The organism is Streptomyces sp. NPDC002537 (assembly GCF_053594975.1).
This window is the reverse complement of sequence record NZ_JBSFWT010000007.1, coordinates 29243-47927: the sequence shown is the minus strand read 5'-3', so window position 1 is coordinate 47927 and position 18685 is coordinate 29243. Positions and strand designations below refer to the sequence as shown.

The 18685-nt window shown below is 69.5% G+C and carries 18 protein-coding genes and 2 tRNA genes; 7 read left to right on the top strand and 13 right to left on the bottom strand.

Annotated features, from left to right (window positions below; translation table 11 throughout):
- Position 1: 1 nt before the first annotated feature.
- The 3 genes from ACWD4A_RS05205 (at position 2) to pknB (ending at position 5067) form a co-directional block, all read left to right on the top strand.
- Positions 2 to 1417: an FtsW/RodA/SpoVE family cell cycle protein gene (locus ACWD4A_RS05205; protein WP_451189711.1), complete on the top strand. Its 1416-nt coding sequence runs from the start codon at positions 2 to 4 to the stop codon at positions 1415 to 1417.
- Positions 1414 to 2874, top strand: a complete 1461-nt coding sequence (locus ACWD4A_RS05200) for a peptidoglycan D,D-transpeptidase FtsI family protein (protein ID WP_451189710.1) — start codon at positions 1414 to 1416, stop codon at positions 2872 to 2874. Before ACWD4A_RS05205 ends, ACWD4A_RS05200 begins: the two co-directional genes overlap by 4 nt.
- 162 nt (positions 2875 to 3036) lie before the next feature.
- On the top strand, positions 3037 to 5067 hold the full coding sequence (gene pknB / locus ACWD4A_RS05195) for a Stk1 family PASTA domain-containing Ser/Thr kinase (RefSeq protein WP_451189708.1): 2031 nt from the start codon (positions 3037 to 3039) through the stop codon (positions 5065 to 5067).
- Positions 5068 to 5145: 78 nt separating this feature from the next.
- Here the strand turns inward: pknB and ACWD4A_RS05190 are convergent, their stop codons facing one another.
- The 6 genes from ACWD4A_RS05190 to ACWD4A_RS05165 form a co-directional block, all read right to left on the bottom strand.
- Positions 5146 to 5868: a class E sortase gene (locus ACWD4A_RS05190; RefSeq protein WP_451189882.1), complete on the bottom strand. Its 723-nt coding sequence runs from the start codon at positions 5866 to 5868 to the stop codon at positions 5146 to 5148.
- 41 nt (positions 5869 to 5909) lie between these two features.
- Positions 5910 to 6809, bottom strand: a complete 900-nt coding sequence (locus ACWD4A_RS05185) for a class E sortase (RefSeq protein ID WP_451189706.1) — start codon at positions 6807 to 6809, stop codon at positions 5910 to 5912.
- On the bottom strand, positions 6806 to 7444 hold the full coding sequence (locus ACWD4A_RS05180) for an aminodeoxychorismate/anthranilate synthase component II (protein ID WP_451189705.1): 639 nt from the start codon (positions 7442 to 7444) through the stop codon (positions 6806 to 6808). The genes ACWD4A_RS05185 and ACWD4A_RS05180 overlap by 4 nt, the downstream gene beginning before the upstream one ends.
- Positions 7441 to 7617 carry a hypothetical protein gene (locus ACWD4A_RS05175; protein ID WP_366002130.1) on the bottom strand — a complete coding sequence of 59 codons (177 nt, stop codon included), beginning with the start codon at positions 7615 to 7617 and terminating at the stop codon, positions 7441 to 7443. The genes ACWD4A_RS05180 and ACWD4A_RS05175 overlap by 4 nt, the downstream gene beginning before the upstream one ends.
- A gap of 81 nt (positions 7618 to 7698) precedes the next feature.
- Complete coding sequence (locus ACWD4A_RS05170; protein ID WP_451189703.1) at positions 7699 to 8469, bottom strand: class E sortase; 771 nt, start codon at positions 8467 to 8469, stop codon at positions 7699 to 7701.
- 19 nt (positions 8470 to 8488) lie between these two features.
- Complete coding sequence (locus ACWD4A_RS05165) at positions 8489 to 9253, bottom strand: DUF881 domain-containing protein (protein WP_451189702.1); 765 nt, start codon at positions 9251 to 9253, stop codon at positions 8489 to 8491.
- 145 nt (positions 9254 to 9398) lie between these two features.
- On the opposite strand from ACWD4A_RS05165, the gene crgA reads away from it, so the two are divergent.
- The gene (gene crgA / locus ACWD4A_RS05160; RefSeq protein WP_451189700.1) at positions 9399 to 9656 is read left to right on the top strand and encodes a cell division protein CrgA; all 258 of its coding nucleotides are present in this window, start codon (positions 9399 to 9401) and stop codon (positions 9654 to 9656) included.
- Between the two features lie 355 nt (positions 9657 to 10011).
- On the opposite strand, the gene ACWD4A_RS05155 is transcribed toward crgA, so the two are convergent.
- The gene (locus ACWD4A_RS05155) at positions 10012 to 10887 is read right to left on the bottom strand and encodes a rhomboid family intramembrane serine protease (RefSeq protein WP_451189698.1); all 876 of its coding nucleotides are present in this window, start codon (positions 10885 to 10887) and stop codon (positions 10012 to 10014) included.
- 133 nt (positions 10888 to 11020) lie between these two features.
- Positions 11021 to 11554 (bottom strand): peptidylprolyl isomerase, encoded by a 534-nt coding sequence (locus ACWD4A_RS05150; RefSeq protein WP_451189696.1) that lies wholly within the window; start codon positions 11552 to 11554, stop codon positions 11021 to 11023.
- Between the two features lie 306 nt (positions 11555 to 11860).
- Here ACWD4A_RS05150 and ACWD4A_RS05145 point away from each other — a divergent pair, with 306 nt between their 5' ends.
- Positions 11861 to 12574 (top strand): DUF5324 family protein, encoded by a 714-nt coding sequence (locus tag ACWD4A_RS05145; protein ID WP_451189694.1) that lies wholly within the window; start codon positions 11861 to 11863, stop codon positions 12572 to 12574.
- A gap of 108 nt (positions 12575 to 12682) precedes the next feature.
- On the opposite strand, the gene ACWD4A_RS05140 is transcribed toward ACWD4A_RS05145, so the two are convergent.
- Positions 12683 to 12755, bottom strand: a tRNA-Ala gene (locus ACWD4A_RS05140).
- Between the two features lie 118 nt (positions 12756 to 12873).
- Between ACWD4A_RS05140 and ACWD4A_RS05135 the strand changes: the two genes are divergently transcribed.
- Both ACWD4A_RS05135 and ACWD4A_RS05130 read left to right on the top strand, forming a co-directional pair.
- Positions 12874 to 13419, top strand: a complete 546-nt coding sequence (locus tag ACWD4A_RS05135) for a helix-turn-helix domain-containing protein (RefSeq protein ID WP_451189692.1) — start codon at positions 12874 to 12876, stop codon at positions 13417 to 13419.
- A 14-nt stretch (positions 13420 to 13433) separates the two neighbouring features.
- Positions 13434 to 14624: a serine/threonine-protein kinase gene (locus ACWD4A_RS05130; protein WP_451189689.1), complete on the top strand. Its 1191-nt coding sequence runs from the start codon at positions 13434 to 13436 to the stop codon at positions 14622 to 14624.
- An 89-nt stretch (positions 14625 to 14713) separates the two neighbouring features.
- Here ACWD4A_RS05130 and ACWD4A_RS05125 read toward each other — a convergent pair whose 3' ends face one another.
- The 4 genes from ACWD4A_RS05125 to gyrA form a co-directional block, all read right to left on the bottom strand.
- A complete protein-coding gene (locus ACWD4A_RS05125) occupies positions 14714 to 14848 on the bottom strand; it encodes a DLW-39 family protein (RefSeq protein ID WP_003958712.1) in 135 nt (44 codons plus the stop codon).
- A gap of 180 nt (positions 14849 to 15028) precedes the next feature.
- Positions 15029 to 15102, bottom strand: a tRNA-Ile gene (locus tag ACWD4A_RS05120).
- A 72-nt stretch (positions 15103 to 15174) separates the two neighbouring features.
- Complete coding sequence (locus ACWD4A_RS05115) at positions 15175 to 16038, bottom strand: DUF3566 domain-containing protein (protein WP_451189687.1); 864 nt, start codon at positions 16036 to 16038, stop codon at positions 15175 to 15177.
- Positions 16039 to 16041: 3 nt separating this feature from the next.
- Complete coding sequence (gene gyrA, locus ACWD4A_RS05110) at positions 16042 to 18672, bottom strand: DNA gyrase subunit A (RefSeq protein ID WP_451189684.1); 2631 nt, start codon at positions 18670 to 18672, stop codon at positions 16042 to 16044.
- Positions 18673 to 18685 lie beyond the last annotated feature (13 nt).

Sequence of the window (18685 nt, the reverse complement as noted above, 5' to 3'; positions counted from 1 at the left end):
CATGTCCAGTACCACCATGACGACCACCATCAGCACGGTGGGCCCGCCCAGCCGGCGCAACACCGAACTGGCGCTGCTCGCCTTCGCGGTGATCATCCCGTGCTTCGCCTATGCCAACGTGGGCCTCGCCCTCAGCGGTGAGATGCCCTCGGGCATGCTGGGCTACGGCATCGGCCTCGGCCTGCTCGCGGGCGTCGGCCACGTCGTCATCCGCAAGTTCGCCAAGTACGCGGACCCGCTGCTGCTGCCGATGGCGACGCTGCTCAACGGTCTCGGCCTGGTCCTCATCTGGCGGCTCGACCAGTCGGAGCGGCTGGCGAACCTCGCCAAGAACCAGGGCTTCAAGTACGTCGCGTCGGCGCCCAACCAGCTGATGTACTCCGCCATCGGCATCGGGCTGTTCTGCGCCGTCGTGGTCTTCCTCAAGGACCACCGCATCCTCCAGCGCTACACGTACATCTCCATGGCCGTCGCGCTGGCCCTGCTGATCGCCCCGGTCTTCTTCCCGGCGAAGTTCGGCGCGCGGATCTGGATCACCCTCCCGGGTCTGGGCTCGATCCAGCCCGGTGAGTTCGCGAAGATCATCCTGGCGATCTTCTTCGCGGGCTACCTGATGGTGAAGCGCGACGCCCTGGCCCTGGCCAGCCGCCGCTTCATGGGGATGTACCTGCCGCGCGGCCGCGACCTCGGCCCCATCCTGGCCGTCTGGGCGTTCAGCATCCTCATCCTGGTCTTCGAGACCGACCTCGGTACCTCGCTGCTGTTCTTCGGCATGTTCGTCGTGATGCTCTACGTCGCGACCGAGCGCACCAGCTGGATCGTCTTCGGCCTGCTGATGTCCGCGGCCGGTGCCGTCGGGGTCGCCTCCTTCGAGGCGCACGTCCAGGCCCGTGTGAACGCCTGGCTGGACCCGTTCGGCGGCTGGGGCAAGTCCGCGGCCAGCGAGCAGATCTCCCAGGCGCTGATGGCCTTCGGCTCCGGCGGGGTCTTCGGCTCGGGCTGGGGCCAGGGCTATTCGGACCTCATCGGCTTCGCCGCCAACTCCGACTTCATCCTCGGCACCGTCGGCGAGGAGCTCGGGCTGGCCGGCACCATGGGCATCCTGATGATCTACGCGGTCATCGTGGAGCGCGGCGTGCGCACCGCCCTCGCCGCCCGTGACCCCTTCGGCAAGCTGCTCGCGTGCGGTCTGTCGGCCGCCTTCGGCATCCAGGTCTTCGTCGTGGCGGGCGGCGTCATGGGCCTGATCCCGCTGACCGGTATGACCATGCCGTTCATGGCCGCCGGTGGCTCCTCCGTCATCGCCAACTGGGCCCTGATCGCCATCCTCATCAAGATCAGCGACACCGCGCGGCGCCCCGCCCCGGCGCCCGCCCCCTCCACTGACGCCGAGATGACCCAGGTGGTCCGACCGTGAACAAGCCCGTACGCCGGATCGCGATCTTCTGCGGTCTGCTGGTGCTGGCCCTGCTGCTGCGCGACAACTGGCTGCAGTTCGTCCAGGCGGACTCGCTGAAGACCAACAAGCACAACCACCGGGTCGCCATCGCCCGCTACAGCCAGCCGCGCGGCGACATCATCGTCGACAACAAGGCGATCACGGGCTCGCTGGAGACCAACGGCATCGACTACAAGTTCAAGCGCACCTACACGAACGGCGAGATGTGGGCGCCGGTCACCGGCTACACCTCGCAGGTCTTCGACGCCTCGCAGCTGGAGAAGCTCTACGACAAGGTCCTCACGGGCGACGACGACAAGCTGTTCTTCAACCGCACCGTCGACATGTTCACCGGCAAGACCCAGAAGGGCGGTGACGTGATCACCACCCTGAACTCCAAGGCCCAGGAGGCCGCCTTCAAGGGCCTGGGCGACAAGCGCGGCGCCGTCGCGGCCCTGGACCCGCGTACGGGCAAGATCCTGGCGCTGGCGTCCACCCCGTCGTACGACCCGTCGAAGATCGCGGGTGCCAACGACAGCGCCGCGTGGACCGCGCTGGAGAAGGACAAGAACCAGCCGATGCTCAACCGGGCGCTGCGGGCCACCTACCCGCCCGGTTCCACGTTCAAGGTCGTCACCGCGGCCGCGGCGCTGGAGAACGGGCTGTACAGCGACCCGGACCAGAAGACCGACTCGCCGAAGAAGTACATCCTGCCGGACACCGTCCTCCCGCTGAACAACGAGGGCGACATCCCCTGCGAGAACGCCACCATGCGGGTCGCCCTGCAGGTCTCCTGCAACACCGTCTTCGGCAAGATGAGCGCCGACCTCGGCAACGACAAGATGCGCAAGCAGGCGGAGAAGTTCGGCTTCAACAAAGAGGTCCTCACGCCGGTCCGCGCCGAGAAGAGCGTCTACCCCGAGGACAACCGGCCGCAGAACGCCATGGACGGCATCGGCCAGGCGTCCAACCGCGCCACCCCGCTCCAGATGGCCATGGTCGTCTCCGCGATCGCCAACAACGGCAAGCTGATGGAGCCGTACATGGTCGACAAGGTGCGTGCGCCCAACCTCAACGTGATCGAGACGCACCAGCCCAAGCAGATGAGCCAGCCGGTCTCCGCGGGGACCGCGCAGAAGCTGCAGTCGATGATGGAGACGGTCGTCCAGAAGGGCACCGGCAAGAACGCCCAGATCGACACCCCCGGTGTGACGGTCGGCGGCAAGACCGGTACCGCCCAGCACGGCGTGGACAACAGCGGCAACCCCTACGCCTGGTTCATCTCCTACGCGAAGACCGACAACGGTTCGCCGGTCGCCGTCGCCGTCGTGATCGAGGGCGACAACGAGACCGCGCGGGACGACATCGCCGGTGGCGCGCTCGCCGCGCCGATCGCGAAGAACGTCATGGAGGCGGTGCTCAGCACGTCGAAGTGATGCCGCTCACCCTTCCGCCCGCGCGCCGTGGGTGACGGTACCGGTCGTGTATCAGGTGACGGTGGCGCCCGGAAGGCGCGCAACCCGCCGGGTACGGTATGCCCGGACAGCACACCGCCGGACCCACGCCGGTGCGGTCAGGAAAACGGAAGGGCTGGAGCTATGGAAGAGCCGCGTCGCCTCGGCGGCCGGTACGAGCTGGGCTCGGTGCTCGGTCGCGGTGGCATGGCAGAGGTGTACCTCGCGCACGACACCCGGCTCGGTCGCACCGTCGCCGTGAAGACGCTGCGGGTGGATCTCGCCCGCGACCCGTCCTTCCAGGCCCGGTTCCGCCGGGAGGCCCAGTCCGCGGCCTCGCTCAACCACCCGTCGATCGTCGCCGTCTACGACACCGGCGAGGACTACGTGGACGGGGTCTCGATCCCGTACATCGTCATGGAGTACGTGGACGGGTCCACGCTGCGCGAGCTGCTGCACTCCGGCCGGAAGCTGCTGCCCGAGCGGTCGCTGGAGATGACCATCGGCGTGCTCCAGGCGCTGGAGTACTCGCACCGGGCCGGCATCGTCCACCGTGACATCAAGCCCGCCAACGTCATGCTGACGCGCACCGGCCAGGTCAAGGTCATGGACTTCGGCATCGCCCGCGCCATGGGCGACTCCGGCATGACGATGACCCAGACCGCGGCCGTCATCGGCACCGCCCAGTACCTCTCCCCGGAGCAGGCCAAGGGCGAGCAGGTCGACGCCCGCTCGGACCTCTACTCCACGGGCTGCCTGCTGTACGAGCTGCTGACCGTACGGCCGCCCTTCGTGGGCGACTCCCCGGTGGCCGTGGCCTACCAGCACGTACGGGAAGAGCCCAACCCGCCGAGCACGTTCGACCCCGAGATCACGCCCGAGATGGACGCGATCGTCCTCAAGGCCCTGGTCAAGGATCCGGACTACCGCTACCAGTCGGCCGACGAGATGCGGGCCGACATCGAGGCGGCCCTGGAGGGCCAGCCGGTGGCCGCCGTGGCGGCCGCCGCGTACGGCACCACGGGCTACGGCGAGGACCAGCCGACGACCATGCTCCGCTCGCAGGAGCACGGCGCGGGACAGACGTCCATGCTGCCGCCGGTGCGCGAGGACGACGGCGGTTACGGCGGCTACGACGACGGCAACGGCCGCAGGCGCGGCGGGGGCGGCAAGAAGAGCAGCCTCTCCACGATCCTGCTGATCGTCGCGGGCATCCTGGTGCTCGTCGGCGCGATCTTCATCGGCAAGTCGCTGTTCGGCGGGAACTCCAACAGCTCCCAGGTGAACGTGCCGAACCTGGTCGGGCAGACGCTCAAGGACGCCGAGCAGCAGGGCGTGAACGGCGACTTCAAGGTCGTCCAGAGCGGCAGCAAGCCCTGTGACCAGGACAAGGGCAAGATCTGCGATCAGGACCCCAAGGACGGCGGCAAGATCGACCGTGGTGGCACGGTCAAGGTGACCGTCTCCTCGGGCGCCGAGCAGATCGAGGTCCCGGACGTCACCGAGAAGCAGCAGGACAAGGCGCGGCAGATCCTCGAGGACAAGGGCTTCGTCGTCGAGGTGAAGACGGCGCCGGCCACCGACAGCGCCACCCCGGGCACCGTCCTCGACCAGGACCCCAAGGGCCTCAGCAAGGCCGACAAGGGCTCCAAGGTCACGCTGACGGTCGTCGAGGCACAGGCGAACAAGCAGGTGCCGGTCGTCGTCGGGGTGCCCTTCGACTCCGCGAACAAGCAGCTGACCGACCTCGGCTTCGTCGTGAAGAAGACCGAGGAGGAGAACGACCAGCCGGCGGGCACCGTCATCCGGCAGAGCCCCGACGGCAACACCATCGTCAAGCAGGGCTCGACGGTGACCCTGACGGTCGCCAAGGCCAAGGCGAACCAGAAGGTGACCGTCCCGGCGCTGACCAGCCAGAAGCTGAAGGACGCCAGGAAGGCGCTGACGGACGCGGGTCTGCAGGTCGGCAATGTCCTGGGCCCGCAGGACGCCAACGCCATCGTGTTCCTGACCGACCCGGCCGCCGGTTCCCAGGTCGACAAGAACACCCCGGTCAACCTGACGACGACGCAGGGGCTCCCGGGCGGCACGACCGGTGACGGCAACCCCGGCGGCGGGGACCAGGGCGGTGACACCGGCTTCATCGGTGGGCTGCCGGGCGGCCGCAGGCACTGACCTTCTGGCCTTCTGCCGAAGTTTCGTTTCAAACGTGAGGGGCGGGCCGGATTTTTCCGGCCCGCCCCTCACGTTCGGCTACTTGCGCAGCTCCGGCGGGGGCGTGCGCTTGCTGTCGACCTTCTCCTCGCGGTCCAGTTCCGCCCACACGATGTAGCGGTAGTCCGAGGTGTAGACGGGCGTGCAGGTCGTGAGGGTCAGATAGCGGCCCGGCCGCGTCTTGCCGGACTCCTTGGGGACCGGGTCGAGGACGTCCACGTTGTACTTCGAGGTCTGCTTGAGCTCGGCGAAGACCTTGTAGACGTACCAGACGTCGCGCGTCTCGAAGACGACGGTGTCCCCGGTGCTGATCTTGTCGATGTTGTGGAACTTCGCGCCGTGTCCGTCCCGGTGCGCGGCCAGGGTGAAGTTGCCCTGCTTGTCCCAGGGCAACGCGGACTTCACGGGGTCGCGGTAGAAGCCGGCGACGCCCTCGTTGAGGATGTCGGTGCCGGTGCCCTTCTTGACGAGCACCTCGCCGTTCTTCATCGACGGCACGTGCAGGAAGCCGATGCCGTCCTTAGTGTCCAGCGCGCCGGGGCCGCCGGGGCCGCTCTTCGCCCAGTTGTCGCGCACGTGGTTGCCCTGCCGCTTCGCCTCGCGGTCGGCGAGGACGTTCGTCCACCACAGGGAGTAGACGACGAACAGGGCCATCAGCACGCCCGCCGTGATCAGCAGCTCGCCGATCACTCCGACGGTGGCCGCGATCCGCCGCCGCCCGGGGGCCGGCCGCTGTGGCTCGTCGCCGTCGATCCGTGCCACCGCGTCGTACCCCGCTTCGCTCTGCTGTGTCTTCGACTCGTTCACTCGACGAGGGCGTCCGGCTTGCCCTTGCTCCGGGGCCGCTCCTCGACCATCTTGCCCCAGACGATCAAGCGGTACGTACTGGTGAACTCCGGGGTGCAGGTCGTGAGCGTGATGTAGCGGCCGGGCCCGGTGAAGCCCGAGCCCTTCGGCACAGGGGCGATGACCGTGACGTTCTCCGGGGACGTCTGGTCGAGCCGGGTCGTCATCTCATAGGTGTAGAAGGCGCTCCGCGTCTCCACGACGATCTTGTCGCCGGGCTTCAGGCGGTTGACGTAGCGGAACGGTTCGCCATGGGTGTTGCGGTGCCCCGCCAGCGCGAAGTTCCCCTGCTTGTCCCAGGGCATCGCGGACTTCAGCGCCCCCTCGCCGTAGTGGCCGACCATGCCGCGGTCCAGGACCTGGTGCTTGCCGGTGCCCTCGGCGATCGGGGCCTTCACGTCCAGCGCGGGGATGTAGATGATCGCGAAGCCCTCGCCGGGCGAGAACGCGCCCGCGTCCCGGTCGACGCCCGCGCCCTTGTCCCAGCTCTTCCGGAGGTGATTGGCGGCACCGCCCGCCTGCTGATGGGCGATCACATTGGTCCACCACAGCTGGTAGGCGACGAACAGCAGCAGCAGCACACCGGTGGTGATGAACAGCTCGCCCAGCAGACGGCACACGACGACGCCGAAGCCGTCCCTGGGCCTTCCTGCCGCCCGGTGGGCCCGCCGGGCCCTGTGCACCCCGTGGGCGGCCCTACGGGCTGCCTTGCGCCGCTCGGCACGCCCGCCCCCGGCCCCGGCCTCCTGCCGCTGGGCCGGGATCTCCACCCTGCGCAGTTGCATGGTCGCCCGGTCCTCGGGCGGCAGCGGCTGCGAGACGGCCCGAGAGGGCCGCTCGGGCCGGAGGGTGGTCACGCCCCGGCCTTGCCCACCACCGGCGCGAGCCCCGCCGAACGCTCCACCGCGCCCACGTCGCCACAGGTCTCCAGCCAGTTGGCCAGCATCCGGTGGCCCCACTCGGTGAGCACCGACTCGGGATGGAACTGGACGCCCTCGACGGGCAGGTCGCGGTGGCGCAGGCCCATCGCGATGCCCGACTCCGTCCAGGCCGTCATCTCCAGCTCCACGGGCCAGTTCTCGCGCTCGACGGCCAGCGAGTGGTAGCGGGTGGCCGTGAAGGGCGACGGGAGGCCCTGGAAGACACCGCTGCCCTCGTGGGTCACCAGGGAGGTCTTGCCGTGCAGCAGCTCGGGCGCCCGGCCGACGACACCGCCGTACGCCACGGCCATCGACTGCATCCCCAGGCAGACCCCGAAGACCGGCACCCCCGTCGCGGCGCAGTGCCGCACCATGTCGATGCAGACGCCCGCCTGTTCGGGCGCGCCCGGACCCGGCGACAGGAGCACTCCGTCGAATCCGTCCTGGGCGTGGCTCAGCTCGACCTCGTCGTTGCGCAGCACCTCGCACTCGGCACCGAGCTGGTAGAGGTACTGGACGAGGTTGAAGACGAAGCTGTCGTAGTTGTCCACGACGAGGATGCGCGCACTCACCGGTTGACCGCCATTCCGTTGTCGACCGTCACATCGTTGAACGGCAGCAGCGGTTCCGCCCAGGGGAAGACGTACTGGAAGAGCACGTAGACGATCGCCAGCACGAGCAGCAGCGAGATCAGCGCCCGCACCCATGCGTTGCCGGGCAGATGCCGCCAGATCCAGCCGTACATGCCGTCCCCATTTGCCGATGACGTAGTAGTCGGTTAGCGATTTTCAGCACCAGACTAAGGGGAGCGGAGGGGGCCGGTGGGTCAGCTGAGCAAAGCCTTGGGCTTACCCTCCGCGACCGGGGCCGTGGCGTCCAGATGTGCCCAGACGATCAGCCGGTGGCTGTGGCCCCACTCCGGTTCGCAGGTGGTGAGGGTGAGATAGCGGCCGGGCTCCCGGTAGCCGGACTCGGCGGGCACGGGGTCGATGACGCCGGTGTCGTCGGGGCGGGTGCGATAAGGAGCGCCGTCCACGCGGTAGGTGAACCACGTCGTCCCGTCGGTCAGCACCACCGCGTCCCCGGCGCGCAGTTCGGGGAGGTCCTTGAAGGGGTCGCCGTACGTCCTGCGGTGGCCCGCGACCGCGAAGTTGCCGGTCTCGCCCGGCCGCGCGGTCCGGTCGTAGTGCCCGAGGCCCCGCTTCAGCACCTCGGTCCCGGTGCCCTGGAGCACGGGCTTGGCCCAGCCGGAGCCCAGGCGCGGGATGTACATGACGGCGAAGGAGTCGCCGGGTGTGTAGCGCGGCTTCTGCGGAACCGTTCCGGCACGCGCTCCCGGGCCGGGTGCCGCGGCCCGGGGGGCCGCTGTCGCGCCGCCCTGTCCCGTGCCGACAGCGGCGTCGGCGCCCTGTCCCGCCGGCCGCTGGGGTACGGCGGCGCCCGCCCACCTCTCGTGGAGGCGGTTCATCTCGCTGTCCATCGCGCTGTCCGCGCGCACGCCGGTCCAGTAGAGGACATAGACCACCAGCAGGACGATCAGGGTGCCGATGGTGACGCACAGTTCGCTGAGTGTCCGGACGACGGCCCTCGCTCCCACCGGCCGACCCCCTCCCGGGTTACCCCATGGGCTTGGCGTAGTGCAGATCCACTGTGCCCGAGTAGCCGGGCAGAGTCACCGCGTCGTGCTGGTCGACTTTCCAGCCAAGTCCGTACGCGGTCACGTACTGGAGGTAGTTCTGGATCGCTGGGGAACCGTCCAGGGCCTTGCGCAGCGCGCCGCGGTCGCCGACGGCAGTCACCTTGTACGGCGGGGAGTAGACGCGGCCCTGGAGGATGAGGGTGTTGCCGACGCAGCGGACGGCGCTGGTGGAGATCAGCCGCTGGTCCATGACCTGGATGCCCTTGGCGCCGCCCTGCCACAGGGCGTTGACGACGGCCTGGAGGTCCTGCTGATGGATCACCAGGTCGTTCGGCTGCGGGTCGGGCACGCCGGGAATCCGGGGGGTGGCGTTGGGCGGGGCGTCGGTGAGGGTGACGGTGAGACCGGCGCCGTCGATCTTCTGGGTGCCCGCGTCCGCCTCCAGCCCGGCGAGCTTCCGGTTCTCCGCCGCGCTGTTGCCGTTGTCGCGCCGGGCGAGGGCGTCGACCTGGGAGCGCATGCCCGCCGCGCTCTCGTCGAGGTCGGCGTTCTTCCGGCTGCGCTCCTGAATGAGGTCCGACAGCCGCAGCATCGAGTCGTCGGTGCGGATGTTGGTGCCCTGCGCGGTGTTGAAACTGGTCCAGAAGATGAGGCCCGCGAGCGCGAAGACCCCGCCGGTCAGCAGCCGGACCGGCCGGAATCGCCGGGAAGGCGTGCTGGTGGAGTCCGCAGAATTGCTCAACGTACCCTTATCCTCTCCGACGCCGCGGAAGCACTACGCTAACGGACGCCCGAGGGAAGGTGGCGTTCCCGGCGCTTCCCGACTCGGCGGACAGCCCTTTGTATCCCCAGCGCGGTCACGCAGCGCATCGACAGGAGAGTTCCTCGTGCCGAAGTCACGGATCCGCAAGAAGGACGACTTCACGCCGCCGCCGGCGAAGCAGCAACAGAACATCAAGCTGAGCAGCGGCCGCGGCTGGGTCGCACCCCTGATGCTGGCGATGTTCCTGATCGGGCTGGCCTGGATCGTCCTCTTCTATGTGACCAGTGGCGATATGCCGATCGAGTCGCTGCACAACTGGAACATCGTGGTCGGTTTCGGCTTTATCGCGGCGGGATTCGTGGTCTCCACGCAGTGGAAGTAGGGCCTGCGCAGGGCTTCGCGCAAGCCGTCCGGGAAGCCTTCCCTGGAGTTATCCACAGCATCGTCCACAGTGGGGAAAACTCAGAAGATCTGTGGATAACTTCCGGGTCATTGACGCCGGTGTGACTGATCACCGGCACGGTGTAGTCCGCGTCACAGGGCCGCTTCCAGCGGAAACGTAGCCCTGTGCAATGCCGGACGCCTGTTCCCCACGGCATGCACAAGATCCTGCACGCGCTGTGGACAACCACCGTGGAAACGGCCGGGCCACCGCCCGGGGCCTGCCGCGCGGCGCCCGGAATCCCGGCCTCCCACCTGGGGAGCACCGGTGCCCCGGGGGGACACCCCGTGGAAGATCACCCGGCGAGCTGGAGCGTCCTGACGACCACGGCCCCCACGATCACCAGCAGCGCCGCCCCACAGGTCAGCCGCTGCACCAGTACCCGCTTCTCGCGCGGCGCGTGCACCAGCCCGTACGCCACCGCCGTGCCCACCACCAGGCCGCCGATGTGGGCCTGCCAGGCGATGTTGGCCCAGGCGAAGGTGAAGATCAGGTTGAGCACGAGCAGCGCGACGACGGGCCGCATGTCGTAGTTGAGGCGCCGCATCAGCACGGCCGTCGCGCCCAGCAGGCCGAAGACCGCGCCGGAGGCGCCGAGCGAGGGCTGCGTCGGATCGGCGATCAGGAAGGTCAGCGCGGCGCCGCCGAGGCCGGACAGCATATAGAGGGCCAGATAGCGTGCGCGGCCCAGCGCGGCCTCCAGCGGGGGGCCGAGCCACCACAGCGAGAGCATGTTGAAGGCGATGTGCATCGGCGCCTGGTGCAGGAACATCGACGTCAGCAGGCGGTACCACTGGCCCTCCGCGACGCCCTCCACCGGGCCGCCGTAGGTCAGCCGCGCCCTGCCGAACAGCTCCAGGTCGTCCACGAGCCGGTCGCCGACGAGCAGCACCGCCACCCACACGGCCACATTGAGGCCCAGCAGGATCTTGGTCACCAGGCGGGGGTCGGTGGTGTGCGCGCCGCCCGCGATCGTGCGGGGCACGGCCGCCCGCGGCGGAGGAGCGCCCTGGCCCGCGCCCGGCGCATGGCCGCCGACGCACTCCGGGCACTGGAAGCCGACCGCCGCGCTGACCATGCACTGTGGGCAGATGAGCCGATCACAGCGGGTGCAGCGGACGCCTGCCTCCCGGTCCGGGTGCCGGTAGCAGCCGAGAGCCTGGTCGTTCATGCGTTCCCCTTGCGCCTGTCACGGGCGGGCCTGTCGGTGACGCGCGGCCCCGCCCGTCATACGGACGGGCGGGGCGCCGGGTTCCCGGAAGCCGCGTCTCGGAAGGGTGAAGGCCGGGCCCCGGGGGGTGACATCAGCCCTTGCGGGACTCGACGACGACCGACTCGATGACGACGTCGTTCACCGGGCGCTCGGTGCGCGCGTTGGTCTCCGCGGCCGCGATGGCGTCCACGACCTTCTTGGACGCCTCGCCGCTCACCTCGCCGAAGATCGTGTGCTTGCGGTACAGCCACGTGGTGGGCGCCACCGTGATGAAGAACTGCGAGCCGTTGGTGCCCGGCCCGGCGTTGGCCATGGCCAGCAGATAGGGCTTGGCGAAGGCGAGGTCGGGGTGGAACTCGTCCGCGAAGGTGTAACCCGGACCGCCGGTGCCGTTGCCCAACGGGTCACCGCCCTGGATCATGAAGCCCTTGATGACGCGGTGGAAGACCGTGCCGTCGTACAGCTTGTCCGCGGACTTCTCACCCGTCCGCGGGTTGACCCACTCACGCTCGCCCTTGGCGAGCTCCACGAAGTTCCGCACCGTCTTGGGCGCGTGGTCCGGCAGCAGCCGGATCTCGATGTCGCCCTGGTTCGTCTTCAGGGTGGCGTACAACTGCTCGGCCACGTTCTACCTTCCATAAGTCTGCTCTGGCGGCTACCGATCCTTGCACGGACGGCTTCGCGGCGAGTAGCGGGCAAACACCCGCGCGCGGCGCGAAATCGTGGCATTGTCGACCGGAGCTCTTCGTAACCCGCTGATGCCCTCTCAGTGCCCTTCGATGCCTGCGGGCGTTCACCGGCTGTGCCCGCGCCGGAGCACCCCTCGATGACCCGGATGCCCGCTCGCACATGCCGGACCACCCACCGACAGGCATGATTTTCCACTGGGTGGAAAGGCGACAAAACATACGCCACCGAGGAGGAGGATCTCGTGACCCGCAAAGACAGCGTGCGCGCCGCGGCCGGCACGGCGAAGGACAGCGTGCGGCACGCCGCGGAAGTGGTGGCACCCTACGCCGGCACGGCCAAGGACGCCGCCGTGCACTACGCGCACGAAACCCGCTCCCGCCTCGCGCCCAAGGTCGTCGAGGCCGCCCACCAGGCCCGTTCGCAGTACGACACGCACCTCCATCCCCGCCTCGAGCACGCCCGTGACGCCCTGCCCCCCAAGGTCGACGAGGCCGCCGTCCGGGCCGCCGCGCGCACCCGCAAGGCCGCCCGGCAGGCCGCCGAGTACGCGGGGCCGAAGGTCGTGCAGGCCCGCGCCGCCGCGGAGCCCGTGCGCGACGAGGCCGTCGCCCGGGGCGCCGCCGCCCTCGCCGCGCTGCGCGGCCAGGTGTCCGCCGCGGAGATCGAGAAGCTGGTGACCCGGCGCGACCGCCGCTCCCGTACGGGGCGGTTCGCCAAGCGGTTCGCTCTGCTCGGGCTGCTCGCCGGTGGCGCGTACGCCGCCTGGAGGTGGTGGGACAAGCAGGCCAACCCCGACTGGCTCGTCGAGCCGCCCGCCCCGACCGAGGTCGCCGACCGGACCCCGCTGGCCTCGGTGGACGGCAGCGCGGGCGACCTCGACCCCGAGGTACAGGCCAAGCAGGACCGGGAGGACTTCGCGGAGGACGCCTTGGAGGACCGCGACGACCAGCGCTGACCAGCGACGACCGGCACGGACCAGCGCGGACCAGCGCGGACGGTCGCTCGGCAACGCAGAAGCCGCAGGGCGGGAGATCGATGATCTCCCGCCCTGCGGCTTTTCCTGTGGAGCCTAGGAGATTCGAACTCCTGACATCCGCCATGCAAAGACGGCGCTCTACCAACTGAGCTAAGGCCCCTTCGCCGCTCAGGATACCCGGTACCGGCACCCTTTCCCGACCGGGTATCGCCGGGGCCCGGCACTCTCCGTAGGATGCACCGCAAGATTCGCGGCAGCGAAGCGAAGGGGAGAGCCAGATGGACGCAGCACAGCAGGAAGCCACCGCCCGCGCACGGGAGCTCCAGCGGAGCTGGTACGGAGAGCCCCTGGGGGCGCTGTTCCGCCGTCTCATCGACGACCTCGGGCTCAACCAGGCCCGGCTCGCCTCCGTGCTCGGGCTGTCCGCGCCCATGCTCTCGCAGTTGATGAGCGGTCAGCGGGCGAAGATCGGCAACCCGGCGGTGGTGCAGCGGGTGCAGGCCCTCCAGGAACTCGCGGGCCAGGTCGCCGACGGCAGCGTGAGCGCCGCCGAGGCCGCCGACCGGATGGAGGAGGTCAAGAAGAGCTCCGGCGGCTCCGTCCTCAACTCCACGCAGACCACGGCCAGCAGCGGCGCACCGACCGTGCGGCGCGTGGTGCGGGAGATCCAGTCGCTGCTGCGCTCGGTGGCGGGCGCCGGGGACATCATCGACGCCGCGCAGACCCTCGCCCCGACCCACCCCGAACTCGCCGAATTCCTGCGGGTCTACGGCGCCGGGCGGACCGCCGAGGCGGTCGCCCACTACGAGGCGCACCAGAACTGACCGACGCCGACGCGATGGGTGAGGTCTTCGCGGGGCGGTACGAGCTGGTCGACCCGATCGGGCGGGGCGGGGTGGGCGCCGTCTGGCGGGCCTGGGACCACCGCAGGCGGCGCTACGTGGCGGCGAAGGTGCTTCAGCAGAGCGATGCCCACACCCTGCTGAGGTTCGTCCGCGAGCAGGGTATGCGGATCGACCATCCCCATGTGCTGGCGCCCAGGAGCTGGGCCGCGGACGACGACAAGGTGCTGTTCACCATGGACGTGGTGCGCGGCGGTTCGCTGGCCCACCTCATCGGCGACTACGGCCCCTTACCGCCGCATTTCGTGTGCACGGTGCTCGACCAGCTGCTGTCGGGCCTGTCCGCGGTGCACACGGAGGGTGTGGTGCACCGGGACATCAAGCCGGCCAACGTCCTTCTGGAGGCGACCGGTACGGGCCGCCCGCACGTACGCCTCTCCGACTTCGGCATCGCCATGCGCAAGGGCGAGCCAAGGCTCACGGACACCAACTACGTGATGGGCACGCCCGGTTATTTCGCCCCCGAGCAAATGCTGGGCGACGAACCCGACTTCCCCGCGGATCTCTTCGCCGTCGGGCTGATGGCCCTGTACCTCCTGACGGGCTGCAAACCCGACGCGGAGGCCCTCGTACAGCGCTTCCTGGAACAGGGCACGCCGACCGCACCGGAAGAGGTACCGGAACCGCTCTGGCAGGTGCTCGCGGGGCTGCTGCAGCCCGATCCGCGCATGCGGTTCCGTACCGCCACGGGGGCGCGCAAGGCCCTGGCGGAGGCCCTGGAGCTGATGACGGGGCCGGGGCCGGCCGACGAACCGATCGAGGTCTTCGACCATCTCGGGCCCCTGCCACCGGGGTTCGGCCCCGACGGCCCCACATGCGCCGCCGGAGGCGACGGCGGAGGCGACGGCGGAGGCGCCGCCGGAGGCGACGGCGGCCCTGGGAGCACCGGAGCCGCCGCACACCTCGAAGGCACCTGGGCGACGCCTCCCACGCCCACCCACCGGCCGCTGCCCGGTTACGTGCCCCCGGCGCCCACGCACCCGCCCACGCCCGTACCGCGCCTCCACCGCCCGCCAGCGGCGGCACATCGCAGGGTCCCGCCGCCCCCGGCGAAGGTCGCCGTTCCCGTGCTGATCGTCGCGCTGCTCTGCCTCGCGATCGGCATCTGGGCGCTGACCGCGAGCTGATTCACGTTCGCAATCATTTTATTTGCACAAGCAAAAACAGGGTCCCGGCCGCGTCGGCGGCCGGGACCCTGCTTCAGGACTCTTTTGTTTTACACACCCGAACCTGCGGGCACGGAGTCGGTCGCCTCCGTCCACAGGTCCTGCTCGGCGCGATCCGCCTGGATCTGGCGGTACACGAGGAGCCCGCCGATGGCGGCCAGTGCGACCAGGAGGAGCTTCTTCACCGCGCGACCTCGTCTTTCCTTGACGTAAGGGGACCTCTGGTGGCCGATGATACACACCGGCCGATACCGATCGGTGACCTGTGCCGGGTCCACTTTCCGCGACCGGCCGGGCCCAACTCCCCCACCACGGAAAACAGATCGGCCCGGACGGAGAATTCTCCGTCCGGGCCGATCGTGCGGTGGGGCTAACAGGACTTGAACCTGTGGCCTCTTCCTTATCAGGGAAGCGCTCTAACCGTCTGAGCTATAGCCCCGCGCGACACCGAAAGATTAGCGCACTTGGGGCCCAGTCCCAAAATCGTCCGGGCCCCCGGTGCCGATCACCGTTATTCGTCCTCGGCGAGGGTCAGCTCCACACCGCCGACGAAGCCCGCCGACAGGTTGTAGACGAAGGCCCCCAGGGTCGCCAGCGCGGTCGCCAGCACCACGTCGATCACGGCGATGACCGTCGTGAAGAGGAGGACGTTCGGGAGGGACAGGAAGGACTGCAGGTCGAAGCCGCCGCCCTCACTGGAGGTGGCATCGCTGATGGTGCCGCCGACGGTCGAGAAGACGCCCATGGCGTCCATGACCGTCCACAGCACGGCGGCCGCCACGATCGTGCACACGCCCAGCGCGATGGACAGCAGGAAGCTGACCTTCATCACCGACCACGGGTCGGCCTTGGCCACCCGCAGCCGTGCCTTGCGCGTGCGCGGCGCCGGGCGGGCGGCGGGCGCGGGGGCCGCGGGACCCGCCGGGCGCGGCACCCGTGCCTGCTGCGGGGCCTCCCCGGCCCGCTGGGCGGCCTGCGGCGCCTTGGCCGGGCCCTCGGGGGCCGCGGCGCTCTTGACGTCCTTGACGGCCTTGGCGGCCTTCGCCGCCTTGGGCGCGGGCGCCGGAGTCTCCTCGGCGGTGCCCTTCTCGGTCTCCTCGGCCACGGGCTTGGCGGTCTTCGCCGCCCTGCCCTCCTTCGACCCCTTGGAGCTCGTGGAACCGGAACCCGAAGCGGAACCCTCCGCCGGCGGCTCGTACGCCTTCGGCGGGTGGTAGGGCTTCGGGTCGCGGGTGTCCGTCACAGTCCCCCCCTTGGACGTGGAGTCGGCCCCGGGCGTGCCGGAGCCACGGGCGCCGGTGGTATCAGCGGCAGGGGCGGCGGTTCTGGGCTTGGCACCCGCACCGCTTGCCGCGGCGCCCGTGGCTCGACTCACGACTTACTCCTCGGTGTCCTCGACCTGGGGCTCCGCGCCCGCGGTCGTCTGGGGGCCGTCGCCCTCGGCTGCGTCGGTCAACTCGTCGACCTCTTCAGCCTCGCGACCGGCCTCGGCGTTTCGCGCGATACCCACGACGGCGTCGCGCTTGCCCAAGTTGATCAGCTGAACGCCCATGGTGTCACGGCCTGTCTCCCGCACCTCGTTGACCCGGGTGCGAATGACGCCACCGCCGAGCGTGATGGCGAGGATCTCGTCGGTCTCCTCGACCACCAGCGCGCCGACCAGTGAGCCCCGATCCTCCACGATCTTGGCCGCCTTGATACCGAGGCCGCCGCGGCCCTGCACCCGGTACTCGTCGACCTTCGAGCGCTTCGCGTAGCCGCCGTCGGTGGCGGTGAACACGTACGTACCGGCCCGGACCACGTTCATCGAGAGCAGCTCGTCGCCCTCGCGGAAGCTCATGCCCTTGACGCCCGACGTCGCGCGGCCCATCGGCCGGAGCGCTTCATCCGATGCGGTGAACCGGATGGACTGCGCCTTCTTGCTGATCAGCAGCAGATCGTCCTCGGCGGAGACCAGCTCGGCACCGATCAGCTCGTCCTCACCGCCGCTCTCCGTCTCACGGAGGTTGATCGCGATGACACCGCCGGAGCGCGGCGAGTCGTAGTCCTTGAGCGAAGTCTTCTTCACCAGGCCCGACTTGGTGGCCAGCACCAGGTAGGGCGCCGCCTCGTAGTCCCGGATGGCGAGGATCTGGGCGATCTTCTCGTCCGGCTGGAAGGCCAGCAGGTTGGCCACGTGCTGGCCGCGGGCGTCCCGGCCGGCGTCCGGCAGCTCGTACGCCTTGGCGCGGTAGACCCGGCCCTTGTTGGTGAAGAAGAGCAGCCAGTGGTGCGTGGTGGAGACGAAGAAGTGGTCGACGATGTCGTCTTCCTTGAGCTTCGTGCCCCGGACGCCCTTGCCGCCGCGCTTCTGCGAGCGGTAGTCGTCGGTCTTGGTGCGCTTGACGTAGCCGCCGCGCGAGATGGTGACGACGATGTCCTCCTCGGCGATGAGGTCCTCGATGGACATGTCACCGTCGAAGGGCACCAGTGCGGAACGCCGGTCCTCGCCGAACTTCTCGACGATCGCGGTCAGTTCCTCGCTGATGATCCCGCGCTGGCGCTCCGGGGAGGCCAGGATCGCGTTGTACTCGTCGATCTTCGCCTGGAGCTCGTCGTGCTCCGCCATGATCTTCTGGCGCTCCAGGGCGGCCAGGCGGCGCAGCTGCATCTCCAGGATCGCGTTCGCCTGGATCTCGTCGATCTGCAGCAGGCCCATCAGGCCCGTGCGGGCGACGTCGACCGTGTCGCTGCGCCGGATCAGCGCGATGACCTCGTCGATCGCGTCGAGGGCCTTGAGCAGACCGCGCAGGATGTGGGCGCGCTCCTCCGCCTTGCGCAGCCGGAAGCGGGTGCGCCGGACGATGACCTCGACCTGGTGCGTGACCCAGTTGCGGATGAACGCGTCCAGCGACAGGGTGCGCGGCACGCCGTCGACCAGCGCCAGCATGTTCGCGCCGAAGTTGGTCTGGAGATCGGTGTGCTTGTAGAGGTTGTTGAGGACGACCTTGGCGACCGCGTCCCGCTTGAGGACGATGACCAGGCGCTGGCCCGTACGGGAGGAGGTCTCGTCGCGGACGTCGGCGATACCGCCGATCCGGCCGTCCTTCACCAGGTCGGCGATCTTCTGCGCGAGGTTGTCCGGGTTGGTCTGGTAGGGCAGTTCGGTGACCACCAGGCACTGGCGGTTCTGGATCTCCTCGACCTCGACCACCGCGCGCATGGTGATCGAACCGCGGCCGGTGCGGTAGGCCTCCTCGATGCCCTTGCGGCCCACCACGAGGGCGCCGGTCGGGAAGTCGGGGCCCTTGATCCGCTCGATCAGCGCGTCGAGCAGCTCCTCGGACGTGGCCTCGGGGTTGGCCAGGAACCACTGGGCGCCCTCGGCGACCTCGCGCAGGTTGTGCGGCGGGATGTTGGTGGCCATGCCGACCGCGATGCCCGCGGAGCCGTTCACCAGCAGGTTGGGGATGCGCGACGGCAGGACCGTCGGCTCCTGGTTGCGGCCGTCGTAGTTGTCCTGGAAGTCGACGGTCTCCTCGTCGATGTCCCGGACCATCTCCATGGACAGCGGCGCCATCTTGCACTCGGTGTAACGCATGGCGGCGGCCGGGTCGTTGCCCGGGGAGCCGAAGTTGCCGTTGGAGTCCACCAGCGGCATCCGCATCGCCCACGGCTGGGCCAGGCGGACGAGGGCGTCGTAGATGGAGGCGTCACCGTGCGGGTGGTACGTACCCATGACGTCACCGACGACGCGGGCGCACTTGTAGAAGCCCTTCTCGGGCCGGTAGCCGCCGTCGTACATCGCGTAGAGCACGCGGCGGTGCACCGGCTTGAGGCCGTCCCGCACGTCGGGGAGCGCACGCGAGACGATCACGCTCATCGCGTAGTCGAGGTACGAGCGCTGCATCTCGGTCTCGAGCCCGACGGGCTCGACACGCATCCCGACGCCCTCCAGCGGGGCGGGGGTGCCCTCGGGGGTCACCTCGGGCACGGGGGCGGTGGGGGTCTCAGGGTTCTCGTCGGCCATTGCTGTTCAAAGT

What these genes read in the sequence shown, in the direction of transcription:
- ACWD4A_RS05205 (WP_451189711.1), top strand. Translation starts at nt 2, where the DNA reads ATGTCCAGTACCACCATGACGACCACCATCAGCACGGTGGGCCCGCCC.
- pknB (WP_451189708.1), top strand. Translation starts at nt 3,037, where the DNA reads ATGGAAGAGCCGCGTCGCCTCGGCGGCCGGTACGAGCTGGGCTCGGTG.
- ACWD4A_RS05175 (WP_366002130.1), bottom strand. Translation starts at nt 7,617, where the DNA reads ATGTACGGCTGGATCTGGCGGCATCTGCCCGGCAACGCATGGGTGCGG.
- ACWD4A_RS05155 (WP_451189698.1), bottom strand. Translation starts at nt 10,887, where the DNA reads ATGAACGACCAGGCTCTCGGCTGCTACCGGCACCCGGACCGGGAGGCA.
- ACWD4A_RS05135 (WP_451189692.1), top strand. Translation starts at nt 12,874, where the DNA reads ATGGACGCAGCACAGCAGGAAGCCACCGCCCGCGCACGGGAGCTCCAG.
- ACWD4A_RS05130 (WP_451189689.1), top strand. Translation starts at nt 13,434, where the DNA reads ATGGGTGAGGTCTTCGCGGGGCGGTACGAGCTGGTCGACCCGATCGGG.
- gyrA (WP_451189684.1), bottom strand. Translation starts at nt 18,672, where the DNA reads ATGGCCGACGAGAACCCTGAGACCCCCACCGCCCCCGTGCCCGAGGTG.